Below are 24,771 nucleotides of genomic sequence, written 5' to 3' on the forward strand. Positions count from 1 at the left end.
GAGCCGCAGGCGAGTACGAAGAAAATGGCTGGATATCCAGGCCCCTTCTTAAAACTCATTGCGCATAGCGCAATTCCTTACTATCTTATACACGTCTAACACACTCCATACCAATCCTTAGCAAGATCATCCCATTCAGGATTTGCCTTTTCGATTAATATTATCTTATCTGACCGCAACATTTTCTTCATGCGTTTTTCTAGTGAAATAGCTTCAAGTGCACGAGTGCATGCTCTATAGTAAACAAGATTTGCAACACTATACTGATGTGTAAATCCCTGATATGTACCTGTCTTATGCTGCCAAACCCGTTTAGGTAAATTAGACGTTACTCCTATATAAAGAGTCCCATTCTTTTGGCTTGCCATGATATACACGCAGAAGGATTTGTTCATAGACAAACGTTGTAATACTACACACCAACAATTGCAATATTTATTTACAACAAACACCACTTGGTAACGGTATTTTTTGAGCGTACCTCACGCCCCCACCCACTCCGTCATATTCAGCCATTTTCGTAGTATGAGCCGCAGGCGAGTACGAAGAAAATGGCTGGATATCCAGGCTCCTTCTTAAAACTCATTGCGCGTTAGCGCAATTCCTAATCCAATCCTTAACTTAATATTTTTTTCCCACGTACTTGATCTATGTCAAAGCAGCACATCAACCACATGCTGTACCATCAACGATACATATGATCATACCACATTGCGCAGCACTCATCCCCTCGTCGGGATCTCTTATGATGACTCTTTTTTTAGGCGGGTTGACCGGTAGTTTTACCCATTGCCTGGCTATGTGTGGGCCATTGGTTATGTGTGGTGCTTGCAAAACAACATGTATCGAAGAGAAAAAAACAGGTTCGGCGTTGATGGTCAAACGAAGTTTGAATCTGCCGTACCATCTAGGACGAGCGTTAATCTATGGACTATTAGGTGCACTCAGTGCCCTCCTCCTCAAACCTGTAACGCATAATGTTTACTGGCCCTGGCTTGCGGCCCTTCTGCTCATCATCGCAGGAACCATTTTTATAACAACCAGCATTTCATCACTCGTGGGCTGCAACCACAGAAGTCGTTATGGTTGGGTAGAACATGTGGCAGCCAATAAGCCTCATTTTTTAAGAGGTATACTCACGGGATTTATCCCCTGCGGGCTGCTTTATGCTGCACTTTTGCTTGCATCCACAACCACCAACCCTTTTATGGCATTTACAGGGATGGTGCTGTTTGTTTCAGGAACATTACCCGCCTTCTGGCTTGCCAGTTTGGGTGCAGAGTTTCTTTCCAATAAGGGTCGTTTTGCTACACAAAAAATCGGCAAAATTATCATGGGTCTCAATGGCTGTATTTTACTAGTACTGGCCGCTAAAATATTTGTATGAGGTAACGAATGAATCGCGACAAAATAGCTATTATCTATAACGACCATATTGTGAAATGCTTTACACTGGCCGCTGTCTTTTGGGCCATTGTTGGTTTTGGTGCTGGATTATTCATTGCGCTACAAATGGCCTTCCCCGATTTAAATATCGGCGAATATCTTACCTTTGGACGCCTAAGGCCCATTCATACCTCAGCTGTCATTTTTGCTTTTGGCGGTAACGTCTTATTTGCTACCAGTTACTTTGTGGTTCAGCGTACCTGTCAAACACGGTTGTGGAATGATAATCTGGCAACATTCACCTTTTGGGGGTATCAGATTTTTATTATCCTGGCTGCCTCAGGCTACCTGCTTGGTATTACACAAGGCAAAGAATATGCAGAACCCGAATGGTATACAGACCTCTGGCTTACCATCGTCTGGGTGTGTTATTTACTGATTTTTTTGATGACCTTAAAAAACAGGCAGGAACCACATATTTACGTAGCGAATTGGTTCTATCTAGCCTTCATCGCTACCGTTGCTGTTTTGCATCTCGTCAATAATGTCTCCCTGCCCATTTCTCTTATGAGTACAAAAAGCGTATCCGTATGGGGGGGTGTACAAAGCGCCCTCATTCAATGGTGGTACGGACATAACGCCGTTGGCTTCTTCCTCACCGCTGGGTTTCTAGGCATTATGTATTACTTTATCCCTAAACGCGCCGAACGCCCTGTCTATTCTTATCGTTTATCGATACTACATTTTTGGTCGTTACTTTTCATTTATATCTGGGCAGGACCACACCACCTTATTTATACCGCACTGCCAGACTGGGCACAAACATTGGGGATGACCTTTTCGATCATGTTATGGATGCCAAGCTGGGGCGGAATGATTAACGGTATCATGACACTATCAGGTGCGTGGCATAAATTGCGTGAAGATCCCGTTCTTCGTTTTATGATTATCGCCTTAGCATTCTACGGGATGAGTACCTTTGAAGGCCCCCTCATGGCAATAAAATCGGTTAATTCACTATCGCATTATACCGATTGGACCATCGGTCACGTTCATTCTGGTGCATTAGGATGGGTAGCCTTTATTAGTTTCGGTGCGATTTACCACATGGTACCCGTGCTTTGGAAAAAACAGCTTTACTCAATGCGACTGGTGAACACCCATTTGTGGGTGGCTACGATCGGTATTGTCCTTTACATCACCGCCATGTGGGTTGCAGGTATCATGCAAGGTTTGATGTGGCGCTCTTACGACCATTTAGGCTTCTTGGAATATTCATTTGTCGAAACCGTGGCAGCCATGCACCCCTACTATCTGATTCGTGCATTAGGTGGGCTTCTCTACCTGTCAGGCGCTTTAATCATGGTTTATAACCTCTGGAGAACCATTACGACTTGCGGAAAATGCCCATCTTGCCAAGGCTGCAAAAAGGAGAATAGCGATGCTTAATAAACACAAGAAAATCGAAAGGAATTCATTTTGGTTACTCGTACTCAGCCTCGTGGTTATTTCAATCGGCGGCCTGGTGGAAATTGTCCCCTTATTCAGGATAGAAACCACCATTGAAAAAGTAGAAGGCATGCGCCCTTATACACCTTTGGAGTTAGCAGGGCAGCAAATCTATATTCGCGAAAACTGCTCCGCTTGCCATAGTCAGCAAATACGACCGCTGCGTGATGAAGTCGAACGTTATGGCCATTATTCATTAGCGGCCGAAAGCATGTATGATCATCCGTTCCTATGGGGATCAAAACGTACAGGGCCAGATTTAGCACGTGTGGGTGGCAAGTACTCCGATCAATGGCACGTAGCGCACTTAATTAATCCCCGCGATGTTGTGCCCGAATCCATCATGCCCGGTTACTCATATATGCTCAATAAAGGCGTTGATACCTATGAGATAAAGGATCTCATGAAAGCCATGAAAACGGTAGGAGTGCCCTACACACAAGCCATGATTGAAAATGCCAGGCAGGATATCATAACCCAGGCCATCCCTGGCGGAGATGCCACTGAATTAAAGAAACGTTATGGCAATACAATCATTGCCCGTGATTTTGATGGGCAGGATCAGTTTGTTTCTGAAATGGATGCGCTGATTGCCTATCTTCAAGTATTAGGAACCATGGTTGATATCAACGATTACGATATCAAACAAATCGCAAAGGAGGCCAAGTAATGTTGAATTCACTCCTGGACGCTGCCCCGGTTTGCAGCCTATTACTCTTTTTCTCTATTTTTGTTGGCATTTCCCTATGGGTGATGCGCCCAAGTTTGCGTGAACGGTTTGATAACTATGCCCATATTCCATTAAAGGAGAAATCCGATGCTTAGAAAAAAAGATGACCATAAAAAAAATGTTGGCCATGTTGAAACAACCGGCCATGAATGGGATGGGCTTGAGGAATTAAATAATCCTGCACCTCGTTGGTGGATTTGGGTATTTTTAATCACAATCGTCTGGGCCATCGGTTATTGGGTCGTGTATCCTGCATGGCCGACATTATCAGGAAACACAAAAGGAACCAAAGCCTGGACTGAGTACACAAAGCTCCATGCTGAACAAGCAGAAATTATGGCTATTCGCCAAGTTTCCTTAAATAAAATCCAGGCAAGTACCTTAGAACAAATTGCTAAAGACCCAACCCTCTATAATGTGGCATTGGTCGGTGGACGCGCAGCATTCCGTGAAAATTGTGCAGCGTGTCATGGCACAGGTGGTCAGGGCGGTAAAGGCTATCCTAATTTGAATGATGATGACTGGCTGTGGGGTGGCGATTTAGAAGCCATCTATACCACCATTAAATACGGTATCCGCTCAAGCCATGAAAAAACCAGGGATTCACAAATGCCTGCTTTTGGTAAAACAAGCATTCTCACCCAGGATCAAATTTCAGATGTTGGCGATTACGTACTCAGCCTCTCCACTGGAAAAGGAGCCAATGCCAAAGGTGAAACCATCTTTAAAGAGCAATGTTCTGCTTGTCACGGCAGTACAGGTCATGGCAGCAAAGACGTTGGAGCTCCTAACCTTGCCGATGCCATTTGGCTGTATGGTGGCACTAAACAAGACATCCAACACCAGGTTACCAACCCCAAACATGGTGTAATGCCAACCTGGGAGACACGGTTATCGGATGCAACCATTAAACAACTCGCCATTTATGTCCATGAATTAGGTGGTGGAGAAAAAGGTAAGTCACAATAGAAATCTATGGAAGAATTCACATCCTTATTTGCTAAGCAGGAAAAAATTTACCCAAAGCGCACCTGGGGGCGTTACCGTAAACTGAAATGGGTCACGATGGTAACCCTGCTTAGCATTTATTATCTTGTGCCATGGATTCGCTGGGATCGTGGTGCACATATGCCAGATCAAGCCGTGCTCATCGATATGCCCAGTCGCCGCGCTTATTTTTTCTTCCTCGAAATATGGCCCCAAGAAGTCTATTACATCACAGGTCTGTTGATCCTTGCTGCGGTGGGGTTGTTTTTTGTTACCAGTCTATTGGGAAGAGTCTGGTGCGGATATGCCTGTCCGCAAACGGTGTGGACCGATTTATTTGTATGGGTAGAACGTCTTGTCCAAGGCGACCGCAACGCCCGCATGAAGCTCGATCAATCACCCTGGACACTGCATAAATGGACAAAAAAAGGCCTGACCCATCTGATCTGGATTATCATCGGTTTATTCACCGGTGGTGCATGGGTCTTTTATTTTAACGATGCCCCCACCCTTGTCGATCACCTTATGCATCTTGATCTCCCTTGGTCTGTAGGCGGCTGGATTGTCGCCTTGACTTTTTCTACCTATTTAATGGCAGGCTTTGCCAGAGAACAAGTCTGCCAATATATGTGCCCGTACGCACGTTTCCAATCCGCGATGTTTGATAAAGACACATTGATTATCAGCTATGATGAAAAACGGGGTGAACCACGCGGCAAACATAAACAGGGTGAGTCATGGGATAATAAAGGCCATTGTGTTGATTGCGATTCGTGTGTGGTGGTCTGTCCTGTAGGCATTGATATCCGCAAAGGCTTGCAAATGGAGTGTATCGCCTGCGGCTTATGTGTTGACGCTTGCAACAATGTCATGCACAAACTGGGATTACCGCCCGGACTTATTCGTTACGATACAGAAAATAACCGTCAACTCCGCAAACAAGACCAGCAACCTGCTGTTCGCCTTTTGCGACCACGAACACTTTGGTATAGCGCTCTTATGATCGCTGTCGGCGCGGCTATTCTATACGGTTTGCTCTCCCGTTCACCAGTCGAATTCGATGTGATGCACGACCGCAATCCACTCTTTGTAAAACTTTCCGATGGAGACATACGCAACGGCTATAATATCAGCATTCTTAATAAAACCGGACAGGATCAGCATTATCGCCTACTCCTTGAGGGATTAGAGAAGGCAACCGTTAAAGTTCAAGGTTTTCAAGACATGAGTACTGATGATCTAATGGTATTTGCGGATAGTGTTGGCCATTTCAGAATTTTTGTGAGCTCTCCTGAACCAATAGAAAAACGTAAGACATTACTTTTTATCATTCAAACACTAGACAAACAGAATACTGAGACTAAAAAATCTGTATTCCTCAGCAAGGACTAACGCTATGCCAACCGCCTTTAAAGACCGCATCATCCCCTGGTACTTTGTTATGTTTTTCATCATAGTAGTCGCCGTGAATAGTGTCATGGTAACCCTTGCTATTCGCACGTCAACGGGATTAGTAACAGACCATCCTTATGAAAAGGGCGTCGCCTATAACCAGGTTTTGAATGCCATAAGACATCAAAAAGAACTTGGTTGGAAGGGCGTTATTTCCTATCAAAGCAAGATTCCTCAACAGGGGACACTGACATTTGCACTCACGGATGCTCAAGGAACATTTCTCCATGCGCAAAAAATATCACTCCATATCTCCCGTCCAGTCAAAGACGGATTTGATTTTGATCAAACGATGCTGCTGAGCGAACGTTCAACCTATGAGGCAAACGTAACCTTCCCTCAACCTGGTTTATGGGAAGCACGGGTTATTGCCTATAGTGACGGCAACGAGGTTCAATATACACAACGCCTGGTAATTCAATGAAAGACTCTCATTCTCTCGACTTAAAACATTTTATAACGGCAGATCCAGAAGGGATACGTACACTCCATATGGTCATCGACGGAATGCATTGTCCTTCCTGTGTGGCCCTTATCGAGTCAGCACTTAAGAAAATACCAGACGTTATTTACGCACGCGTAAATTTTTCAACACGTCGATTAATCATCAAATGGGTTGGCGAGAACCACATAGGAAATGACTCCCTTCAAACGATTACCAATATGGGCTATCGCGCCGCTCCCTTTGACGTTCAAACACAGGAAACACTGTCGCAGCGTGAATCTAAATTTTTGCTCCGCTGTTTGGCAATCGCGGGATTTGCATCGGGAAATCTGATGATGTTTTCGATTCCTATCTGGTCTTCTGATGCATTCGAGATTGGTGTAGGGACCCGTATTCTTTTTTATTGGATTGAAGCCATCATTGCCATACCAGCAATCCTCTACTCTGGCCTTCCTTTTTATCGATCCGCATGGAATGCCCTAAAGTTGGGTACAACCAATATGGATGTGCCTATTTCCGTTGCCGTCATCCTGGCAACCTGTATGAGCCTATTTGAAACAATCACGCATGGAAAACATGCCTATTTTGATTCAAGTGTCATGTTATTATTCTTTCTGCTGATTGGCCGATATTTAGATGCAAAAGCCAGGGGCAAAGCTCGTGAGGCTGCACATGATTTACTGCATATGATGATTGGCTTTACCACCTGCATCAAACCTGATGGCACATACGAAACCATCCCATTCTCAGACATAAAAGAAGGAATGGTTTTACTGGTGGCCGTTGGCGAAAAATTTGGTGCCGATGGTGATATCAGTGAAGGCACCTCCGAGATTGATACCAGCATTATTACTGGCGAAACATTGCCACAAAAAATTGAACCAGGGTCCAGGGTCTTCGCGGGAATGATCAATATTACCGCCCCCGTTCGCTTAACGGTAACCAAAGCGGGTGAACGCTCATTACTTTCTGATATTATTAAATTAATGGAAGTAGCCGAGCAATCCCAAGCAAAATATGTCACTATTGCTGAAAAAATTTCCAGCTGGTACACGCCCGTTGTCCATGCACTGGCAGCAGCAACCTTTCTGGGATGGTGGTTTGTGGGTGGCATTGAATGGCAAGTCGCCCTACTCTATGCAGCAACCGTACTCATCATCACCTGCCCATGCGCCTTAGGCTTGGCAGTTCCTGTTGTCCAAGTGCTGGCCAGTGGCATTTTAATGCGTCGCGGAATTCTGGTCAAATCAGGAAGTGCCTTAGAAAGACTGGCCTGTATTACGCATATTGCCTTTGATAAAACAGGCACACTGACTTACGGTAAACCCGAATTGCTTGCTCCAGAATCTATCTCACCTAAGCATTTGCAGTTAGCCGCTTCTATGGCCGTGCATAGCAAACACCCACTTTCACAGGCGATCATGTTGGCCTATCATGGCGCACTTCTTGATATAATGGTCACGGAGGTTCCAGGGTATGGATTGGAAGCTCACACCGATACGACCTCTATTAAATTAGGAAAACGTTCATGGTGTGCCCCTTTCGAAGTGGTAGATGATTCTGTTCTTGAGTTATGGTTAAGCATTCAAGACGAAAAACCAGTTCGTTTTACGTTTGCAGATCGTTGCCGTGACGATGCCCCCAACGTTGTGCAATCCTTTTTAAGCCATGGAAAACACATATGCTTACTTTCTGGTGACCGTAACGAAGTTGTTCAAGACGTGGCACATCAAACAGGAATCCATCATGCAATGGCAGCGTTATCGCCAACCGGTAAACATGAGGTTCTTAAATCCCTTAAAGACCAAGGTGCACATATCCTCATGGTGGGTGATGGCCTGAATGATGCCCCGTCCTTAGTCGAGGCCAACGTGTCCATGTCTCCCTCTACCGCTATGGATATTACGCAAAATGCGGCTGACATTGTATTCCAGGGAGAGGCACTATCACCAGTACTCTACGCCTGGGAAATGGCCGTTTTTTCACAACGTCTTGTCAAACAAAACTTTGTGCTAGCTATCCTCTATAATGTAGTCGCTATCCCCTTAGCCGTCGCCGGATGTATAACACCTTTAATCGCAGCGATTGCTATGTCATCGTCTTCATTATTGGTGGTTGGCAATGCGATGAGGCTTCATTTTTGCTCAAGGAAACATCCATGACCATTCTATTGTATCTCATACCCATAGCACTCACACTAGGTTTAACGAGCCTGATTGCCTTTTTATGGGCACTTCATAATAATCAATTCGATGATCTTGATGGCGCCGCTTATCGAGTGCTGCATGGTGATGACAATCACGAGTAAAAAAAAAGCAACATTATCTTGATCTATATCAACGACATCACAGCAACATAACGCTAATCTGTGTTGCTATGAATGATAAACAACACAGCTCAATCCTTGCAAAATACCCAAAGCAATTACCCCGCTATACCAGCTATCCTGCGGCTCCTCACTTTTATGCCATGGAAGCCCCGACCTATGTGGACTGCCTTACATCGCTAGATAAAGATGCGGCAATCTCACTTTATGTGCATATACCTTATTGCCGTAAATTATGCTGGTTTTGTGGTTGCTCGACAAAAATTACCCGGCAACAAGAACCTATTCAGCATTATCTGGATGTGATGCTCAAAGAAGCACACCTTGTCAGGGAGACCATCGGTTTTACCCCCAAAGTCGCACATATCCATTTTGGTGGAGGTTCACCCAGCATTATTAGTGCTGATGATTTTCGAACCAGTATGAAAACACTCAGGGAATTATTTGAATTAACCGAAAAGACCGAGATAGCCATTGAAATTGATCCCAGAAACTGTACTGAAGGAAAGATAGCCGCCTATAAACAAGCGGGGGTAAACCGGATCAGCCTGGGTGTACAAGATTTTGACATTAACGTCCAGATGGCCATCAATCGCTATCAACCCTTCTTGATGGTTTATGATACAATCCACCATGCACGAAATTATGGAATCAGTCAGATCAATCTTGATCTTATCTATGGCCTTCCCAAACAAACATTGCAAACATTCAAACAAACGGTTGATTACGCAATTATATTAAAACCAGACCGTATTTCCCTCTTTGGTTATGCGCATGTTCCTTGGGTCAAAAAACATATGCAGCTGATTAATGAAGATGAGTTGCCTAATGACGAACTTCGTTTTGAGCTCTTTAAAGCAGCTTCAGCACAATTAAAACTGGCAGGTTATACCGCAATAGGGCTTGATCATTTTGTGAAATCCAACGACTCGATGGAAACGGCCCTCCACCAGCAAACCTTATCACGAAATTTTCAAGGCTACAGCACCGATTCCTGCGAAACACTTATTCCCCTTGGAGCTTCTTCGATTGGTCATTTTAAACAAGGCTATATTCAAAACACACCAGACATTGCTCACTACGAACAGCAGATCAGTCAAGGCCACTTTGCAACGGCACGCGGCTTTATACTAAGTAACGAAGACCGGATTCGCAGAGCCATCATCGAACAATTAATGTGCTATTTTGAGGTCGACCTTAATCAAATCTGTACTCATTTTAATATTTCTCAATCTCATTTTAATCCGCTATTAGAATCCCTAAAACCCATGGAAGAAGATGGATTAATTACCTGGGATGCCTCCTGTATACGGGTTAATCCTGCCATCCCTCAAGCAGCACGGATCGTCTCTTCTTTATTTGACGCGTACCTGACACCAGGAATTGGTTACGCAAAGGTTGCCTAAGCTCTTATTTAAAAAAATGTCAAATGAACGCACTTATGGATACAAATCTGTAATATTAATGTGTTATGATGGGGTTATGAAACAGCATTCGCTCCCACATCATTTAAACGAACACCCCTTATTTAAAGATAACCAGGCTGCCTGGCAAGCTATATTGCCGCATATTTCAGTTAGAATTTTTGAGAAAGACCACGTCATTGCTTGTCATGGCGATACGGCTCACACAATGTGGGTTATCCGTAAGGGCTGGGTTAAACTTTCTAGGCAAACACCCGATGGCAAAGAAACTATCATTGGGTTACATACCCAAGGTAGTTTAATAGGAGAAGCAGCTCTTTTTCCACACTCCAGCTATCCCCACACCATTGAATCATTATGCGATGGCACTGAGTTGATTTGCATACAAAGCCATGCCCTTCGACTTACCCTTGCCCAAAATGCAGATCTATCCCGTTATATTATGGGATTACTCAATCAACAAATGTCACACGTTCAACTTAAACTAGAACATATGACCACGCTGTCTGCCGCACAACGGTTAGGTTGTTTTTTATTGCAATTATGCCAGCCACACGCAAGTGGCTATAAAATTAACCTACCTATTGAAAAACACCTGATTGCCTCTTATTTAGGTATGAAACCAGAAACATTTTCTCGAAACCTCAATCAGTTAAAAGAAATCGGAGTGCTCACAAAAGGGCATGATGTCGATGTAAGCAGTGTTGTTAAATTACGTGATTTTGTGTGCAACAGCTGCTCTGAATCTGGTGCATGCGACGTGGACGTTCTTAACTTAGACGGCACTAGTCCATTATAAAGAGATTTTCTAAAATATCAGAAAGTTTATCTGTAGCTGAAGTTTGTTTAAACCAGTCAATTAACAAGGGATATTTAACCTCAGCCATAATATATCGAGAGACTTTGGCACTCAATAAGTAACGTAGCCAACTTAGGTCTTTTTCACTTCCAACCAACAGTAATTTTCCAAATTTTCCCTCATCACAGGCATGTTCAATAATTTGAGAGAAGCCATCAATAAATGGCATCACCGTATTATCTCCTTGTTGGATAAGACAAAAAATGTCTGTTCCACTCTTTTCAAAGATAGAAATCATGCCTTCGCAAACAGCGATGATCCATATTTTATTAAGTGGTTTACATGGATGCGAACACTTGCCGGAACAACCTCCCAAAGGAAGTTGCTCCGGTGCAGAATCAGGAATGATACACCCCATCTTGCCTGCCATTAAAATCGATAACCGATACCAACACCCATGACCCATGGGTTAATATTAACATCAGCAATAACCCCACCATTGTTAAAATTGGCGGTGGTATCAATCCATATTTTTTTAACATCAAGGTTAAGGTTCCAATTATCATGAACCGGTATATCAACACCCATCTGCAGTGCACCACCAAAACTATTTTTATAATGGACGCTTGATAAGGCTCCAGAATCTTCGTTATAGAAAATAGTATAGTTAATACCAGCCCCTACATAAGGTTTAAAGTCTTGGAATTGAGTAAAGTGATATTGCAAGGTCAACGTAGGTGGCAATAACCAGGCGCTACCAACATCAACGGTGCCAAGTCCAGTCCCTTTGGCTTTCACATTATGGGGAGTGGTTGCCAAAATAAGTTCGGCCGCAATATTAGGTGTGAAGAAATAACTGAAATCCACTTCAGGAACAACGCTGTTATCGACTTTAGCTTTACCACCAATGGGTGTAATTGAACTACTCTCTTGGGGAATGACGCCAAGCGCACGAGCCCTAATCATCCATTTACCATCGTTGGCAGCATGGGCAAGCTGAGCAGTGGTACTCAGTAAAACCATCGTGGTTAACATCATTTTTTTAGATCTTTTCATAATACCTCCGTATCTTTGATTCTTCATTTACCATTCAAAGATAGCCGTTACACGTATTATGGTCTTGATCTTTATCAATTATTCGATCAATTATATGAGCATGAGCGAGTTTGTAGGTAACAACTTGCTAAAAACATCGCCATCATTAAGGGTGGTTAATTGGCGTATTTAACCACATGCACATATTTAAGCTTGTGCCGCTGAACGGATGGGATCACGGTTATTTCATTGGCTTTTTTCTTACCCACTTTTCCAACAATCAACCCTTGTGGAAAATAATGGCCGTCACCTGAGGTATAAACAATCTCACCTGGGGCAATATGGGTTTCATCGGGCACAAACATCAACATTAAATTATCGCCATCCATGCCAGCAGCTATAGCGCGTTCCTGTGAAACGCTCGAAATCACGGGTATGCGTGATTGCACGTCATGAATCAATAAAATACGTGCCGAGTGCTTACCCACTTCAATAATACGTCCGACCAGACCATATTCATTAATCACAATCTGCCCCTCTTCCACCCCATTATCCTTGCCAACATTGATGGTAGCCGAACGCACATAATTGCCAGTGGTGGAACTCACAACCAGGGCCGTAATATAGGTTGGCTTCAGCTCAGGTGGAACTTTCAGTAATTCGCGTAATTGTTTATTTTCCGCTTGTACGTAAGTAGCCGTAAGCGCCACGTTCCTAAGCCGGGTATTTTCAATCCTTAACCGCTCATTCTCTGAACGCAAAAATGTTAAATTTCGAAGGATTTCATAGCTGTTTTTGATTACCGTAAAGGGGCTGGAAACCACCTCCATCACCGGCACAAGCCTGTCCATAGAAACGGTACGTACCCGTTTGGTAAAATCGGGTTGGAATATTTCAAGCGACATTAAACCGATAGAGATCCCTAAAAAAAAGAAGAGAGACCAGCGCCGTGTAAAATATCTAAATGGTATTGCGATCTGTGTAAGCATGGGTTGATGAAGCTTCTCTTGCATCGATGACCTACATCCAGACTAATGGTTGAACCTTAATAAAGAATGAGCAAATTGCCCAATTAAATGTAACCAGCCCCACATTAATCTTGCTTAAACAACACATGCATAAATTGCTTGATATTCTCAAGCACTTTACCTGTTCCAAGCGCTACACACGACAATGGATCATCCGCTACAAATACCGGCAATCCTGTAGCATCACGTAACACCGCATCCAAATCTTTCAGCAACGCACCACCACCAGAAAGAACAATCCCTTTATCAACGATATCTGATGATAATTCAGGAGGCGTGCATTCCAGGGCAATTTTAACGGCTTCGGTAATCTGGGTTACCGGCTCAATCAAACTTTCAGCAATTTGAGCTTCAGAGAGTACGATTTCCTTTGGTACACCATTCACTAAATCACGACCTTTAATTTCCATGGTCTTGCCTTCGCCATCTTCAGGTGGACGAGCAGCGCCAATCGTCTTTTAATTTTTTCAGCGGTGGATTCACCAATTAAAAGGTTATGGTAACGGCGGATATATGAAATAATCGCCGAATCCATTTTATCACCCCCCACACGCACAGAACGTGAATACACAATACCACCGAGTGAAAGAACCGCTACCTCGGTAGTACCACCACCAATATCCACAATCATCGATCCCGTTGGTTCCGTCACCGGCAGATTTGCACCAATTGCCGCAGCCATCGGTTCTTCAATCAAAAACACCTCGCTGGCTCCTGCATTTTCAGCTGCATCCTGGATTGCCCTTCGCTCAACGGGTGTCGAACCTGAAGGCACACAGATAATAATCATTGGCCCCTTAATGGTGCGTTTTTTATGCACAGCATGGATAAAGTGTTTAATCATCTCTTCAGCCACTTTAAAATCGGCAATAACGCCATCTTCAAGCGGGCGTTTGGCTACAATTTTAGCTGGGGTTTTACCCAACATCATTTTCGCTTCATTACCAAATTTATAAGGCACCAGGCGTCCATTGTCATAGACCAAGGCAACCACGGAAGGCTCATTGAGAACGATACCACTGCCTTGTACATACACCAGAGTATTAGCCGTACCGAGGTCTATTGCCATATGATTAGGCAAAAATCCAAAGAAATTAGTGAGAAAATTAGCCATGGGAGACGCGCCTTAATAAAAGAAATTGGAACTCTATAACCATTGTCACATAAATTCACTAAAAATCAATACCGGTCTTCATAATCAAGGCTATAAAAGCAATTTAGCCCTAGGCTAGAGCTAGGGCTAAATTGAGGAAAACAATATTAGCAGGATTAATGATTGATAACTGCAGCTGCTTTTAAGTTAGCCAGGATCCTTTCTCCATAAAACCACGTAGATTTACTACATAAGTCTCACTATTTTCCAGCCTTGATTTTTCATTTTTAGGAAAGCTCGACGAGCGTTCATGGGCATTAGCATCCGTTAAAACTTTTTGCAGATGAACAAGATTGGCTGATGTTACTGATATAATAGTAAGTCCGTTAATGAAAACATCACGAACATTATCAGCCGTTTGAATTTTGCCTAACAATTCGGGATAATTATTATTTTTTGCCAGCTAAACACCTCTTAATTTTTAGCGAACGCACTGCAATTATTGCCACTAAACGTGATCATTCCGTGAGATTACGAATAGACTCCAAGTCATACTGCACCTCCCCCTATCCCTTTCAGAAATGGTACGGAGATGCAGTCTTAGAAACCTAAATCCCAGCTAATTTCACTTCTTTGGCCAAAATCTTATCCAGTGCATTCAAATATGCATTGGCCGAGGCCACCATGGTATCGGTATCCCGTCCATTTCCGGTATAAACTCGGCCTTCCTTCTTAAGTACCACCGTTACTTCTGCCTGGGCATCCGTTCCCTGGGTTACCGCATGGACTTGATATAACTCCAAAACAGCATCCACCGGGATTAGCTCGCGGATACCTTTAAACAACGCATCGACGGGTCCATCACCATGGGTTTTTGCCTTCTTGATTTCACCATGGTCATTCAGTTCGATCTCCGATAAAGGCTGACCACCAGTGCCGCAGTGAATCTGGAGCGATTTCAGGGTAATCTGTGCATGAGCCGAATCGCAACGGTGATCCAATAATGCAATGATATCTTCGTCATAGATGTCTTTCTTTTTATCCGCTAAATTTTTAAAGCGGTTAAACGCATCTTCTAACGCATTATCACCCAGTTCAATTCCCAAATCTTCTAATTTGGCTTTAAAAGCATGACGGCCAGAATGTTTACCCATCACTAAATTTGACCGGCTTAATCCTACATCTTCTGGCTTCATGATTTCATACGTGTTGGCATTTTTAAGCACACCATCTTGATGGATTCCCGATTCATGGGCAAACGCATTGCTGCCGACAATCGCCTTATTTTTTTGTACCACAAAACCGGTGATGGTTGATACCAATCGCGACGCCCGCATAATTTGCGTGGTATCAATCGAGGTCGTAAAGGGCAAGAAATCATTACGGGTTTTAATCGCCATCACCACTTCTTCCATGGCGGCATTTCCAGCACGTTCACCTAAGCCATTAACCGTACACTCAATCTGGCGGGCACCAGCACGGATAGCTGCTAATGAGTTTGCTGTCGATAAACCTAAATCATTATGGCAATGCACCGAAATAATTGCTTGATCAATATTAGGGACATTGTTTTTAATATACCGGATCGTCTCAGCAAATTCCTCTGGTAAGGTATAGCCTACCGTATCTGGAATATTCACCGTCCTTGCTCCAGCTTTAATTGCCACTTCAACTGCCTTACATAAATAATCACGGTCACTACGGGTGGCATCCATTCCCGACCATTCTACATCATCGGTAAATTGACGGGCATACGAAACACTCTTACGAATTTCCTCAAGCACCTCATCTTCTGTCATTTTGATCTGATACTTCAGATGGATGGGACTGGTGGAAATAAACGTATGGATACGCCCTTTATGTGCCAATTTTAAGGCTTCGCCAGCGGCTTCGATGTCGCCTTGCTTGGCACGTGCCAAACTACAGACGGTGGCATTTTTAACCACCTTAGCAATTTCACTGACCGATTCAAAATCGCCTTTAGAGGCAATGGCAAAACCTGCTTCAATCACGTCCACGCCCATTTCATCCAGCAAACGTGCTATCTGCAATTTTTCTGACAAATTCATGGTTGCACCCGGAGACTGCTCCCCATCGCGCAAGGTGGTATCAAAAATAATAATTTTATCCTGACTCATAACTCCCTCGTTATTGGTTGGTTATTCTTATGTTACACCATTATTGTTTATTCTAAACAAAAACCCCTGCTAAGCAAGCCTAGCGAGGGGTTCATGATTAAGAAAATATTAGGAGATAACGAGGTTATGCAACCTCTTCATCTACCAATTTATTCTTAGCAATCCAAGGCATCATAGCGCGCAAACGCTCGCCAACCGCTTCGATACGATGCTCGCTTTCGTTACGGCGTGATGCTTTAAAGGACGGAACCCCTGCTTTATTTTCAAGAATCCAGTCACGGGTAAATATACCGTCTTGGATGTCTTTCAAAATACGCTTCATTTCTTTTTTGGTTTCTTCAGTGATCACGCGCGGTCCGCTACGATAGTCACCATACTCAGCGGTATTCGAAATTGAATAACGCATATTCTTTAAACCACCCTCATAGATGAGGTCTACGATAAGTTTTAGCTCATGCAGGCATTCAAAATAGGCCATTTCTTCTGGGTATCCAGCTTCAACCAAGGTTTCAAAACCAGCTTTTACCAGTGCAGAAACACCACCACATAATACGGCTTGCTCACCAAACAGGTCAGTCTCGCATTCATCACGGAATGTAGTTTCGATAATTCCTGAACGTCCACCACCTACGCCGCTAGCATAAGCAAGAGCGATATCTTTAGCATGGCCGCTGGCATCCTGTGCAATTGCGATCAAGCATGGAACTCCACCACCACGGGCAAATTCGGAACGTACTGTATGACCTGGGCCTTTAGGGGCAATCATGATCACGTCCAAATCACTGCGTGGAACGATTTGATTAAAGTGAATGCTGAAACCGTGGGCAAATGCAAGCGCAGCGCCTTTTTTAATATTATCACGAATTTCATTGGCATAGACATCCGCATGATGTTCATCAGGAACCAGGATCATCACGATATCAGATTGTTTAGCAGCCTCCGCTGGGCTTAACACTTTAAAGCCAGCCTTTTCAGCTTTTTTAGCCGTAACTGAGTTAGGACGAAGCGCAATCACCACATCAGCACCACTTTCTTTTAGGTTAAGCGCATGGGCGTGACCCTGGCTGCCATAGCCGACAATCGCGATTTTTTTGCCTAGAATATGATTTAAATTAGCGTCTTTATCATAATAAATATTGAGTGACATTGCCTTGTCTCCACTGAAGTTAGGGTCGGCATTCTATCCTATTTCAGGTATTTTGACAATGTCTATATCCATAAAAATAACGCTGGATTAGTTCCGTCGGCAGAGAGTGCACTGTTATTTTATGGATCAAGCAGTTAGAGAAATATCGCTCTGTATAGACAGAGCAATTTTGGGGGGTATCACGCCCTACCCTTGCTGGGATTATGCGGTACGATTGCTCCTTCGATATGGGGTGTTGGTTTGTTACGATGATCCGCTTGTGAAGGTTCACCACACCCTTTGAGCGCCTCCTTTGCTTTTTTCCCTTCAGGGCTATTTAAGGCATTTTGCAGTTTGGTTAATCCCTTTGAAATTCCCTTATCAATATTATCAATTCCTTTATCGGCTGCCTTAGCCAGACCTTCTTTAGCTTTAGTTTTTGCGTCATCCACCGCGTTGCTTACGGCCTTGTCCACCCCAGTTGCATGAGCGACCCCCTTTATGGCTTTCACAGCATCTGGTGCCATTGAAACAGCGGTAGCTCCCACGACCACAGCAGCCATTGCCAATCCTGCCGGGGGGAAAGCAACCCCTACAGCAACGCTTGCCGCAAGCCCCACGCCACCAAGTGCGGCTTTTTTACCTGCACTTAATCCTGCGCTTCCAACATCTGAAACACCTTTTCGAACCTCTTCCCTTCCAGCTCTTTCTATGCCTTTCTTCGCATAGCCTAAGGCGGTACGTAAGGGCTTAACATTTATTCCTCCCTTATTTGCGCCCTTCTCATTAACATCGGGCTCCGCTTTATTAGGGGATTGCTCTTTAGGATTAGCTTTCAGCTGAGGCTTTTCAACGTTGCTAGCCCTCTCGCTTTTTAATTGATTATCATAGGCTTTCCTTAAATCTGGATCGTATAATACTTTATATGAAACAGAAATCTTCTTGAATTTTTCTTCACTATTCTTTTTTTCTTCTTCGCTTGCGTTGGGATTATTGCGTTCAAATTGATCGGGATGCGACTTAAGAGAAAGCTTTAGGTAAGCCTTCCTAATTTCACCCTGAGTAGCTTTTTCATCGACCCCTAATACTTCATAATAATTAGACGGCTCTTTAGCCTTAGGAGGAGCTTTTGATTCAGGTTCTGAGGCAGGTTTATTTTGTTCAGCATGAGGTACTTGTTCTGATGGATTTGCACCCTTTATTTCAAGTTTCTTTTCTTCATTACTACTATGCTGAGAATCTTTCATATGCTACCTCGTCTTGGCTGATGGTAGCAATAAAGATAAAATTTTTAGTTAACCTGCCCCAAAACTTATAGGTATTAAGCCTTTATTAATCCCTCTTCCTGCATGGCAGCTTTCACCTGTGGACGATCCGCCACCCGCTTCATAAACGCCACAATACTAGGCCACGCACTTAGGTCAAATTTCAACGGATTCGACCAATTCAAAACGGTAAATAAATAGGCATCAGCAATGGTAAACTGGTGACCGATTAAGTAATCATGGCCTTTAAGCCTTTTTTCTACATAATCCAAACGTATCGAAAGTTTCTTTTTAAGGGCTTCAGCCGCATGTTCACTTGGGTTACCAAAGAGTGGTGAGAATCCCTTATGAAGCTCTGTAGAAATATAAGCCAGCCACTCATTCAAACGCACCCGTTCGATTGTCCCAGCGCGGGGCGCCAAGCCAGACTCTGGCTTAAGGTCAGCTAAGTACTGCACAATGGCTGCACCTTCGGTTAAGAATTCGCCATCCTCCAATTTTAAAACCGGTATATACCCCTTTTCATTGATTTCTCTAAAATCTTCACCGGTTTCGGTTTGTTTCGTACCCAAATTCACCTTTTCAAGCGAATACGTATAGCCTGCTTCTTTTAGCACAATATGTGGAGACAGCGAACAGGCACCTGGTGTATAATATAGTTTCATAACAAAACTCCTCTCTTGGTTAAACAAATCAATTCTTATATAATTACAATGGCAATATATGTTGTATTATCTATCAAAGACAAAAACCATAACATCCACTTCTTTCAGCCGTAATCTCATCTTTAAATGATACCCCTTTATTCATGTTGTTCAAGCCCATTCAGGATGATACAGCTATTCACCGCTATCGTGGGTCAGTTCATGTAATTGTGCTAAGATTTCCCACGCTTCTCTTGGAGATAATTCATCGCATGATACACGGCGCAAGCGCTCTAACACGTCGCGCTCTACGCGTGAAAGCTCAGCGGAAGGTAAAGTCGAATGAACCTGAGTGTTTTGTATGGTTTCTGATACTCCAAATAACGGCAAATGTTCCGTCAACCGGTCAATTGCTGAACCTGCCTGTCCCTGTTCCAGCAACGCCAAAATTTCCTTTGCCCTGTGAATGACAGGTTTGGGAATCCCAGCATGCTGGGCCACATATATTCCATAAGAACGATCCGCTTTGCCCGCAATCACGTGATGAAGGAAAACCACTTTCCCCTGCCATTCCTTGATTTGCATCGTCAAACACGATACATGCTTTAGCCGCTCAGCCAAACTCGTAAGCTCATGATAATGCGTAGCAAATAAGGTTCGTGACTGCACATGGTCATGAATATATTCCACACAGGCCCAGGCGATGGAAAGCCCATCGAACGTTGCCGTACCTCTACCGATTTCATCCAAAATAACCAGTGAACGCGCCGTAGCCTGATTCAAAATAGTAGCGGTTTCAACCATCTCCACCATAAAGGTGGAAAGCCCCCTGGCTAAATCGTCCGCTGCCCCTACCCTGCTATAGAGCGCATCGACCGTTCCGATATGGGCATGGCTTGCCGGCACAAACGATCCAATCTGCGCCAAAATAGCAATCAATGCATTTTGACGCATATAGGTACTTTTACCCGCCATGTTAGGACCTGTTATGATATAAAGCTGCTTTGCCAGTGAAAATTCACAATCATTAGGAGTAAAATGCTCACCGCGGCCCTTAAGGGCATCCGCCACTACGGGATGCCATCCTCCTTGAATATGAAACGCTAGTGTGTCATCAACAAACGGACGCACCCATTTTTTTTCTACCGCCAATTGCGCAAGCGCTGAAGTCACATCCAACTGAGCAGCACTGTAAGCTACTTTCATTAAATATTCAGCCTGTTGTTTGATTGACGTTACCAACTGCTCAAAACAAGCTATTTCAATTGACATTGATTCTTCTGAACTACTCAGTATTGCCTGTTCTAAATCCTGAAGTTCCACCGTCGTATAGCGCATAGCCTGGTGCATGGTTTGCTTGTGGATAAAGACCGCATCATCCATTTTAGCACGATGCTGAGCATTCACTTCTATATAATATCCCACCACCTGGTTATGGGCAATTTTAAGGGTCATCACACCCGTTTGTTCGCGGTATTTGTCACGTAATTGCTGAACACGCTCGGCCCCGTGTAACTGCAAATCGCGCAATTCATCCAAGCGTGCGTGGAACCCCTGGCGTATAAACCCACCATCACGGGCAAGCATGGGCACATCATCGGCAAGTGCTGAGGTTAATTCATCACATAATCCATGGGCACCACCTAGATTATTGAGCATCGCAAGTAACCCTTTTGGCATACTGGCCCTTAACACGTCTTGCCCATCAAACATCTGCCTTATTTCTGCCAAGGTTGCCAGGCTTTGACGAATAGCCAGCATATCACGTGGCCCTCCACGGTCGATAGTAATACGTGCCAATGCCCTTTCAATATCGGCCATATGTTTTAAGTGTAAGCGCAGGACTTCCCGTTCATGGGGATGATGGCCAAACCATTCAACAATGTCTAATCGTTGGCCAATAGCTATACTATTAGCCAGTGGCATCGCAAGCATTGTGGATAATAGCCTCGCTCCAGATCCTGATTGTGTATAATCGATTGTTGCCAGCAAACTGCCACGTTTTTCACCTGAAAGTGTTTGTGTCATTTCCAGGTTGCGGCGCGTAGCGGCATCGATATTCATAAAATGGTTAGGCACTTGCCGACGAGGCAATCTTAAATAAGGCAATTTACCTTTTTGCGTGAGCAGCAAATATTCAACCAGTACCCCACAGGCCGTGGTTTCTTCCTGCGATAAGTCACCGATGCTGTCGAGCACTGAGACATTAAAACATTGTTTAAGGTGACGATCCGCACGTGCGCCTTCAAAAAAACTATCCGCTTGAGGGCTCAAAGTTTTTTTCCATTCCATCAGCAAGGAACGATAGGATTGTTCACCAAGCATCGATTCTGGAAATACCAATTCCTTAGGTGCGACTCTGGCCAAGTCACTGGCTAGTGTCAAAGGCGTGGAAGGCGAAACCCAAAACTCACCGGTTGATATATCAACCCAAGCAATGGCGAATTGCTGTTTCCTGCCAACCAGCGCCGCCAGGTAATGGGTGCTATGCGATTCAAGCAACGCATCTTCTGTAATCGTACCCGGGGTAATAATACGCACAACCTCTCTATTGACCACGGCTTTATAGCCACGCTTTTTGGCTTGCTCCGGCGTTTCCAATTGTTCACAAATGGCAACTTTCAAACCATAGCGAATCAATTTATCAAGGTAATGCTCACAACTGTGAAACGGTACCCCGCACATCGGTATATCCTGGTCGTCATGCTTGCCACGCTTGGTCAGAGCAATTCCCAGGATGGGCGCTGCGGTTAAGGCATCTTCAAAAAACATCTCATAAAAATCACCCATACGGTAAAACAACAAACAATCAGCATGCGCCTGTTTGATTTCGAGATATTGGCGCATCATCGGCGTTGCCCGCGCGGCATCATACTGGTGAAGCCCAGCCGGTTCCTGTTCCAGCCTGTTGGTCGATTCGTTCATATGCCATCCTTTTGGAGTGGATATCAATGTAATGTTGCTTGGCTATTAACGCAACTAAAACTACTGGCGATATTGAATGTCTAATCCTTTTATGCTAGCATTAAGTACAGGATGAGGATTTTTGGCACGCCAGGAATTCTCGGTAGCGTTATTGGCGTTATTAGCGTTATTGAAACCGATCAAGAGATTTCAACATCTCTAAAATCAGCTTCAAAAGCCGCAAGGTTGCTACTAACAACGTTGCGGCTTTGTTTCGGCCTTTCTTTTTCATCATCAGTTTCCTTATCAAGCAGCAAAGGTTAGAGCACCCACTTTAACCTGTATCAAGTTCTGACGAAGCAGAACAAGGGTAAACGATTCACTCATACGCAACTAACCACCACTACAACATATTTTTAAGGCACATTGTGATTGCACACATACTTTCTTGTAAACATCGGTGCCAGAACTCTCCACAGATACGTCAAATAGCCAAGTGCAGCGTTTTACGCATCTGTTTGCGAAATTGCTATTGCCTCAAATAATCGCACGCTATATCATGATGGTTCATCTAATAATGACTCATGGAGTAACTGTGCCTATTTTATCTGACACCTGGATTCGCAACAAAGCGCTCACCGATGGAATGATTGAGCCTTTTGTTGACACATTACAGCGAACCAACGCCAAAAATGAAGGCGCTATTTCTTATGGACTCTCTTCTTACGGCTACGATGCCCGTGTTGCTAATGAGTTTAAAATTTTTACCAATGTCGACTCTGCGGTCGTTGATCCGAAGGCTTTTGATAATCAGAGCCTGGTTGACCGCAAAACCGATGTGTGCATCATTCCTCCCAATAGTTTTGCCCTGGCACGCACAGTAGAATATTTCCGTATCCCTCGTGATGTCTTGGTGATTTGCGTAGGTAAATCGACGTATGCCCGTTGCGGGATTATTGTGAATGTCACGCCGCTCGAACCAGAATGGGAAGGACATGTCACCCTGGAATTTTCAAATACCACCCCGTTGCCCGCAAAGATCTACGCTGGTGAAGGCGCTTGCCAGTTCCTTTTCTTTAAGGCCGAAAGCGTCTGTGAGGTCTCCTATAAAGACCGTGCCGGAAAATACCAAGGACAAACGGGCGTTACCCTGCCCCGCGTTCTCCAACCGGTGGAGGAATAATCTGTGGATCGCATTCGTATTCGCGGTGGTAACCGCCTTGTTGGGACAATTCCCATTGCCGGAGCTAAAAATGCAGCGCTTCCTATCATGGCAGCCAGCCTGCTAAGCGCTGAACCGTTAACGTTGACCAATATCCCACATCTGGTTGATATCATTACGATGGCCAACCTGCTGGGTCAGCATGGCACCAGCTTCACTTTAAGTGGAGACCTCGAACCAGGCGGCGCTGCAGGTCGTGCCTTGACACTCCATACCAAGGACATTACCAGCTATATCGCTCCGTATGATATCGTCCGCAAAATGCGCGCTTCCGTGTTGGTACTAGGACCGTTGCTAGCCCGTTATGGCGAAGCTAAAGTGTCCCTCCCTGGTGGCTGTGCTATTGGTACACGCCCAATCGATATGCACCTTAAAGCACTCGAACAAATGGGAGCGGTTATTACGCTGGAAGGCGGTTACGTCCATGCCCACGTGCCTCAACGACTAAAAGGATGTGAAATCCAGTTTGATAAAGTCTCCGTTGGTGCAACTGAAAATCTGGTCATGGCCGCGACCCTGGCTGATGGAGTCACCACAATCCATAATGCTGCTAAAGAACCCGAAGTCACCGACCTTATTCATTGCTTAAAACAAATGGGCGCTAAAATTGAGGGGATCGGCACAAGTAATTTAGTCATTGAAGGGGTTACCTCATTACGACCGGCGACCCACCATGTCGTTGCCGACCGTATTGAAGCCGGCACTTTTGCAGCCGCTGCCGTTATTACCGGAGGCGATATCCTGCTTGCCCATATTCAGCCCGACATTATGACCGCTACATTAGAAAAATTCCAGGAAGCCGGTGCTGAGATTATCATCAACGATAAAGGTATCCGTATTCGCCGTGATAGTTCCTCACCTATTTTACCGTGTGATTTGACCACATCGCCTTACCCAAGTTTCCCTACCGATATGCAGGCACAAATGATGGCTCTGTTTGCCTTAAGCAACGGGGCATCTATCATCAAAGAAACCATTTTTGAAAACCGCTTCATGCACGTATCGGAATTAACACGCATGGGCGCTAATATCACGATTACAGGCAATGCTGCCTTGATTCGTGGTGTACCCGATCTTCAGGGTGCGGAAGTGATGGCTACTGATTTACGTGCTTCCGTTTCGCTTATTCTGGCAGGATTAGTTGCCCAAGGCGAAACCTATATCAACCGCGTCTACCATCTCGATAGAGGTTACGAGCGCATTGAAGTTAAACTTCGTGCATGCGGGGCGGATATTGAGCGAGTACCAGGTTAATAAC

The 24,771-nt window shown here is 44.4% G+C and carries 22 protein-coding genes and 1 pseudogene; 13 read left to right on the top strand and 10 right to left on the bottom strand.

Translation table 11 applies throughout. The features are described from left to right. Window positions 1-95: 95 nt before the first annotated feature. Window positions 96-395, bottom strand: a complete 300-nt coding sequence (locus IPP74_01535) for a GIY-YIG nuclease family protein (protein ID MBL0317977.1) — start codon at window positions 393-395, stop codon at window positions 96-98. Between the two features lie 350 nt (window positions 396-745). On the opposite strand from IPP74_01535, the gene IPP74_01540 reads away from it, so the two are divergent. The 11 genes from IPP74_01540 (at window position 746) to IPP74_01590 (ending at window position 11,058) form a co-directional block, all read left to right on the top strand. Continuing rightward, window positions 746-1,387, top strand: coding sequence for a sulfite exporter TauE/SafE family protein (locus tag IPP74_01540; protein MBL0317978.1), 642 nt, complete (start codon window positions 746-748; stop codon window positions 1,385-1,387). Window positions 1,388-1,395: 8 nt separating this feature from the next. Further along, window positions 1,396-2,835 carry a cytochrome-c oxidase, cbb3-type subunit I gene (gene ccoN / locus IPP74_01545; GenBank protein MBL0317979.1) on the top strand — a complete coding sequence of 480 codons (1,440 nt, stop codon included), beginning with the start codon at window positions 1,396-1,398 and terminating at the stop codon, window positions 2,833-2,835. After that, a complete protein-coding gene (ccoO, locus tag IPP74_01550) occupies window positions 2,828-3,565 on the top strand; it encodes a cytochrome-c oxidase, cbb3-type subunit II (protein MBL0317980.1) in 738 nt (245 codons plus the stop codon). Before ccoN ends, ccoO begins: the two co-directional genes overlap by 8 nt. Then, window positions 3,565-3,720, top strand: coding sequence for a cbb3-type cytochrome c oxidase subunit 3 (locus tag IPP74_01555; protein ID MBL0317981.1), 156 nt, complete (start codon window positions 3,565-3,567; stop codon window positions 3,718-3,720). Before ccoO ends, IPP74_01555 begins: the two co-directional genes overlap by 1 nt. Further along, window positions 3,713-4,594 carry a cytochrome-c oxidase, cbb3-type subunit III gene (gene ccoP, locus IPP74_01560; GenBank protein MBL0317982.1) on the top strand — a complete coding sequence of 294 codons (882 nt, stop codon included), beginning with the start codon at window positions 3,713-3,715 and terminating at the stop codon, window positions 4,592-4,594. Before IPP74_01555 ends, ccoP begins: the two co-directional genes overlap by 8 nt. Before the next feature lie 6 nt (window positions 4,595-4,600). Then, on the top strand, window positions 4,601-6,004 hold the full coding sequence (gene ccoG, locus IPP74_01565; GenBank protein ID MBL0317983.1) for a cytochrome c oxidase accessory protein CcoG: 1,404 nt from the start codon (window positions 4,601-4,603) through the stop codon (window positions 6,002-6,004). A gap of 4 nt (window positions 6,005-6,008) precedes the next feature. Beyond that, a complete protein-coding gene (locus tag IPP74_01570; GenBank protein MBL0317984.1) occupies window positions 6,009-6,488 on the top strand; it encodes a FixH family protein in 480 nt (159 codons plus the stop codon). After that, a complete protein-coding gene (gene cadA / locus IPP74_01575; GenBank protein MBL0317985.1) occupies window positions 6,485-8,671 on the top strand; it encodes a cadmium-translocating P-type ATPase in 2,187 nt (728 codons plus the stop codon). Before IPP74_01570 ends, cadA begins: the two co-directional genes overlap by 4 nt. Next, the gene (ccoS, locus tag IPP74_01580) at window positions 8,668-8,817 is read left to right on the top strand and encodes a cbb3-type cytochrome oxidase assembly protein CcoS (protein ID MBL0317986.1); all 150 of its coding nucleotides are present in this window, start codon (window positions 8,668-8,670) and stop codon (window positions 8,815-8,817) included. Before cadA ends, ccoS begins: the two co-directional genes overlap by 4 nt. A gap of 68 nt (window positions 8,818-8,885) precedes the next feature. Continuing rightward, window positions 8,886-10,241 carry an oxygen-independent coproporphyrinogen III oxidase gene (hemN, locus tag IPP74_01585; protein MBL0317987.1) on the top strand — a complete coding sequence of 452 codons (1,356 nt, stop codon included), beginning with the start codon at window positions 8,886-8,888 and terminating at the stop codon, window positions 10,239-10,241. Between the two features lie 76 nt (window positions 10,242-10,317). Then, complete coding sequence (locus IPP74_01590) at window positions 10,318-11,058, top strand: Crp/Fnr family transcriptional regulator (protein MBL0317988.1); 741 nt, start codon at window positions 10,318-10,320, stop codon at window positions 11,056-11,058. Here IPP74_01590 and IPP74_01595 read toward each other — a convergent pair. The 9 genes and pseudogenes from IPP74_01595 to mutS all read right to left on the bottom strand — a co-directional run bounded on the left by IPP74_01595 (window position 11,045) and on the right by mutS (window position 22,237). Then, the gene (locus IPP74_01595) at window positions 11,045-11,488 is read right to left on the bottom strand and encodes a hypothetical protein (protein MBL0317989.1); all 444 of its coding nucleotides are present in this window, start codon (window positions 11,486-11,488) and stop codon (window positions 11,045-11,047) included. The genes IPP74_01590 and IPP74_01595 overlap by 14 nt on opposite strands. Further along, window positions 11,488-12,114 carry an OmpW family protein gene (locus tag IPP74_01600; protein MBL0317990.1) on the bottom strand — a complete coding sequence of 209 codons (627 nt, stop codon included), beginning with the start codon at window positions 12,112-12,114 and terminating at the stop codon, window positions 11,488-11,490. The genes IPP74_01595 and IPP74_01600 overlap by 1 nt, the downstream gene beginning before the upstream one ends. A gap of 155 nt (window positions 12,115-12,269) precedes the next feature. Next, window positions 12,270-13,106, bottom strand: coding sequence for a rod shape-determining protein MreC (gene mreC, locus IPP74_01605; GenBank protein ID MBL0317991.1), 837 nt, complete (start codon window positions 13,104-13,106; stop codon window positions 12,270-12,272). 80 nt (window positions 13,107-13,186) lie between these two features. Beyond that, window positions 13,187-14,190: pseudogene (locus tag IPP74_01610) on the bottom strand (rod shape-determining protein). 632 nt (window positions 14,191-14,822) lie between these two features. Continuing rightward, window positions 14,823-16,352, bottom strand: coding sequence for a 2-isopropylmalate synthase (locus tag IPP74_01615; GenBank protein ID MBL0317992.1), 1,530 nt, complete (start codon window positions 16,350-16,352; stop codon window positions 14,823-14,825). A 124-nt stretch (window positions 16,353-16,476) separates the two neighbouring features. After that, window positions 16,477-17,499 carry a ketol-acid reductoisomerase gene (gene ilvC / locus IPP74_01620; GenBank protein MBL0317993.1) on the bottom strand — a complete coding sequence of 341 codons (1,023 nt, stop codon included), beginning with the start codon at window positions 17,497-17,499 and terminating at the stop codon, window positions 16,477-16,479. 179 nt (window positions 17,500-17,678) lie between these two features. Then, on the bottom strand, window positions 17,679-18,725 hold the full coding sequence (locus tag IPP74_01625; GenBank protein MBL0317994.1) for a J domain-containing protein: 1,047 nt from the start codon (window positions 18,723-18,725) through the stop codon (window positions 17,679-17,681). 74 nt (window positions 18,726-18,799) lie between these two features. Then, window positions 18,800-19,408, bottom strand: coding sequence for a glutathione transferase GstA (gstA, locus tag IPP74_01630; protein ID MBL0317995.1), 609 nt, complete (start codon window positions 19,406-19,408; stop codon window positions 18,800-18,802). A gap of 174 nt (window positions 19,409-19,582) precedes the next feature. Continuing rightward, window positions 19,583-22,237, bottom strand: a complete 2,655-nt coding sequence (gene mutS, locus IPP74_01635; protein ID MBL0317996.1) for a DNA mismatch repair protein MutS — start codon at window positions 22,235-22,237, stop codon at window positions 19,583-19,585. Between the two features lie 649 nt (window positions 22,238-22,886). Here mutS and IPP74_01640 point away from each other — a divergent pair. Together IPP74_01640 and murA are read left to right on the top strand one after the other, a co-directional pair. Next, window positions 22,887-23,474 (top strand): dCTP deaminase, encoded by a 588-nt coding sequence (locus IPP74_01640; GenBank protein ID MBL0317997.1) that lies wholly within the window; start codon window positions 22,887-22,889, stop codon window positions 23,472-23,474. A gap of 3 nt (window positions 23,475-23,477) precedes the next feature. Continuing rightward, window positions 23,478-24,767, top strand: coding sequence for a UDP-N-acetylglucosamine 1-carboxyvinyltransferase (gene murA, locus IPP74_01645; protein ID MBL0317998.1), 1,290 nt, complete (start codon window positions 23,478-23,480; stop codon window positions 24,765-24,767). Window positions 24,768-24,771: the final 4 nt, after the last annotated feature.

The organism is Alphaproteobacteria bacterium, from assembly GCA_016722515.1.
Classification (GTDB): Bacteria; Pseudomonadota; Alphaproteobacteria; order Rickettsiales; family JADKJE01; genus JADKJE01.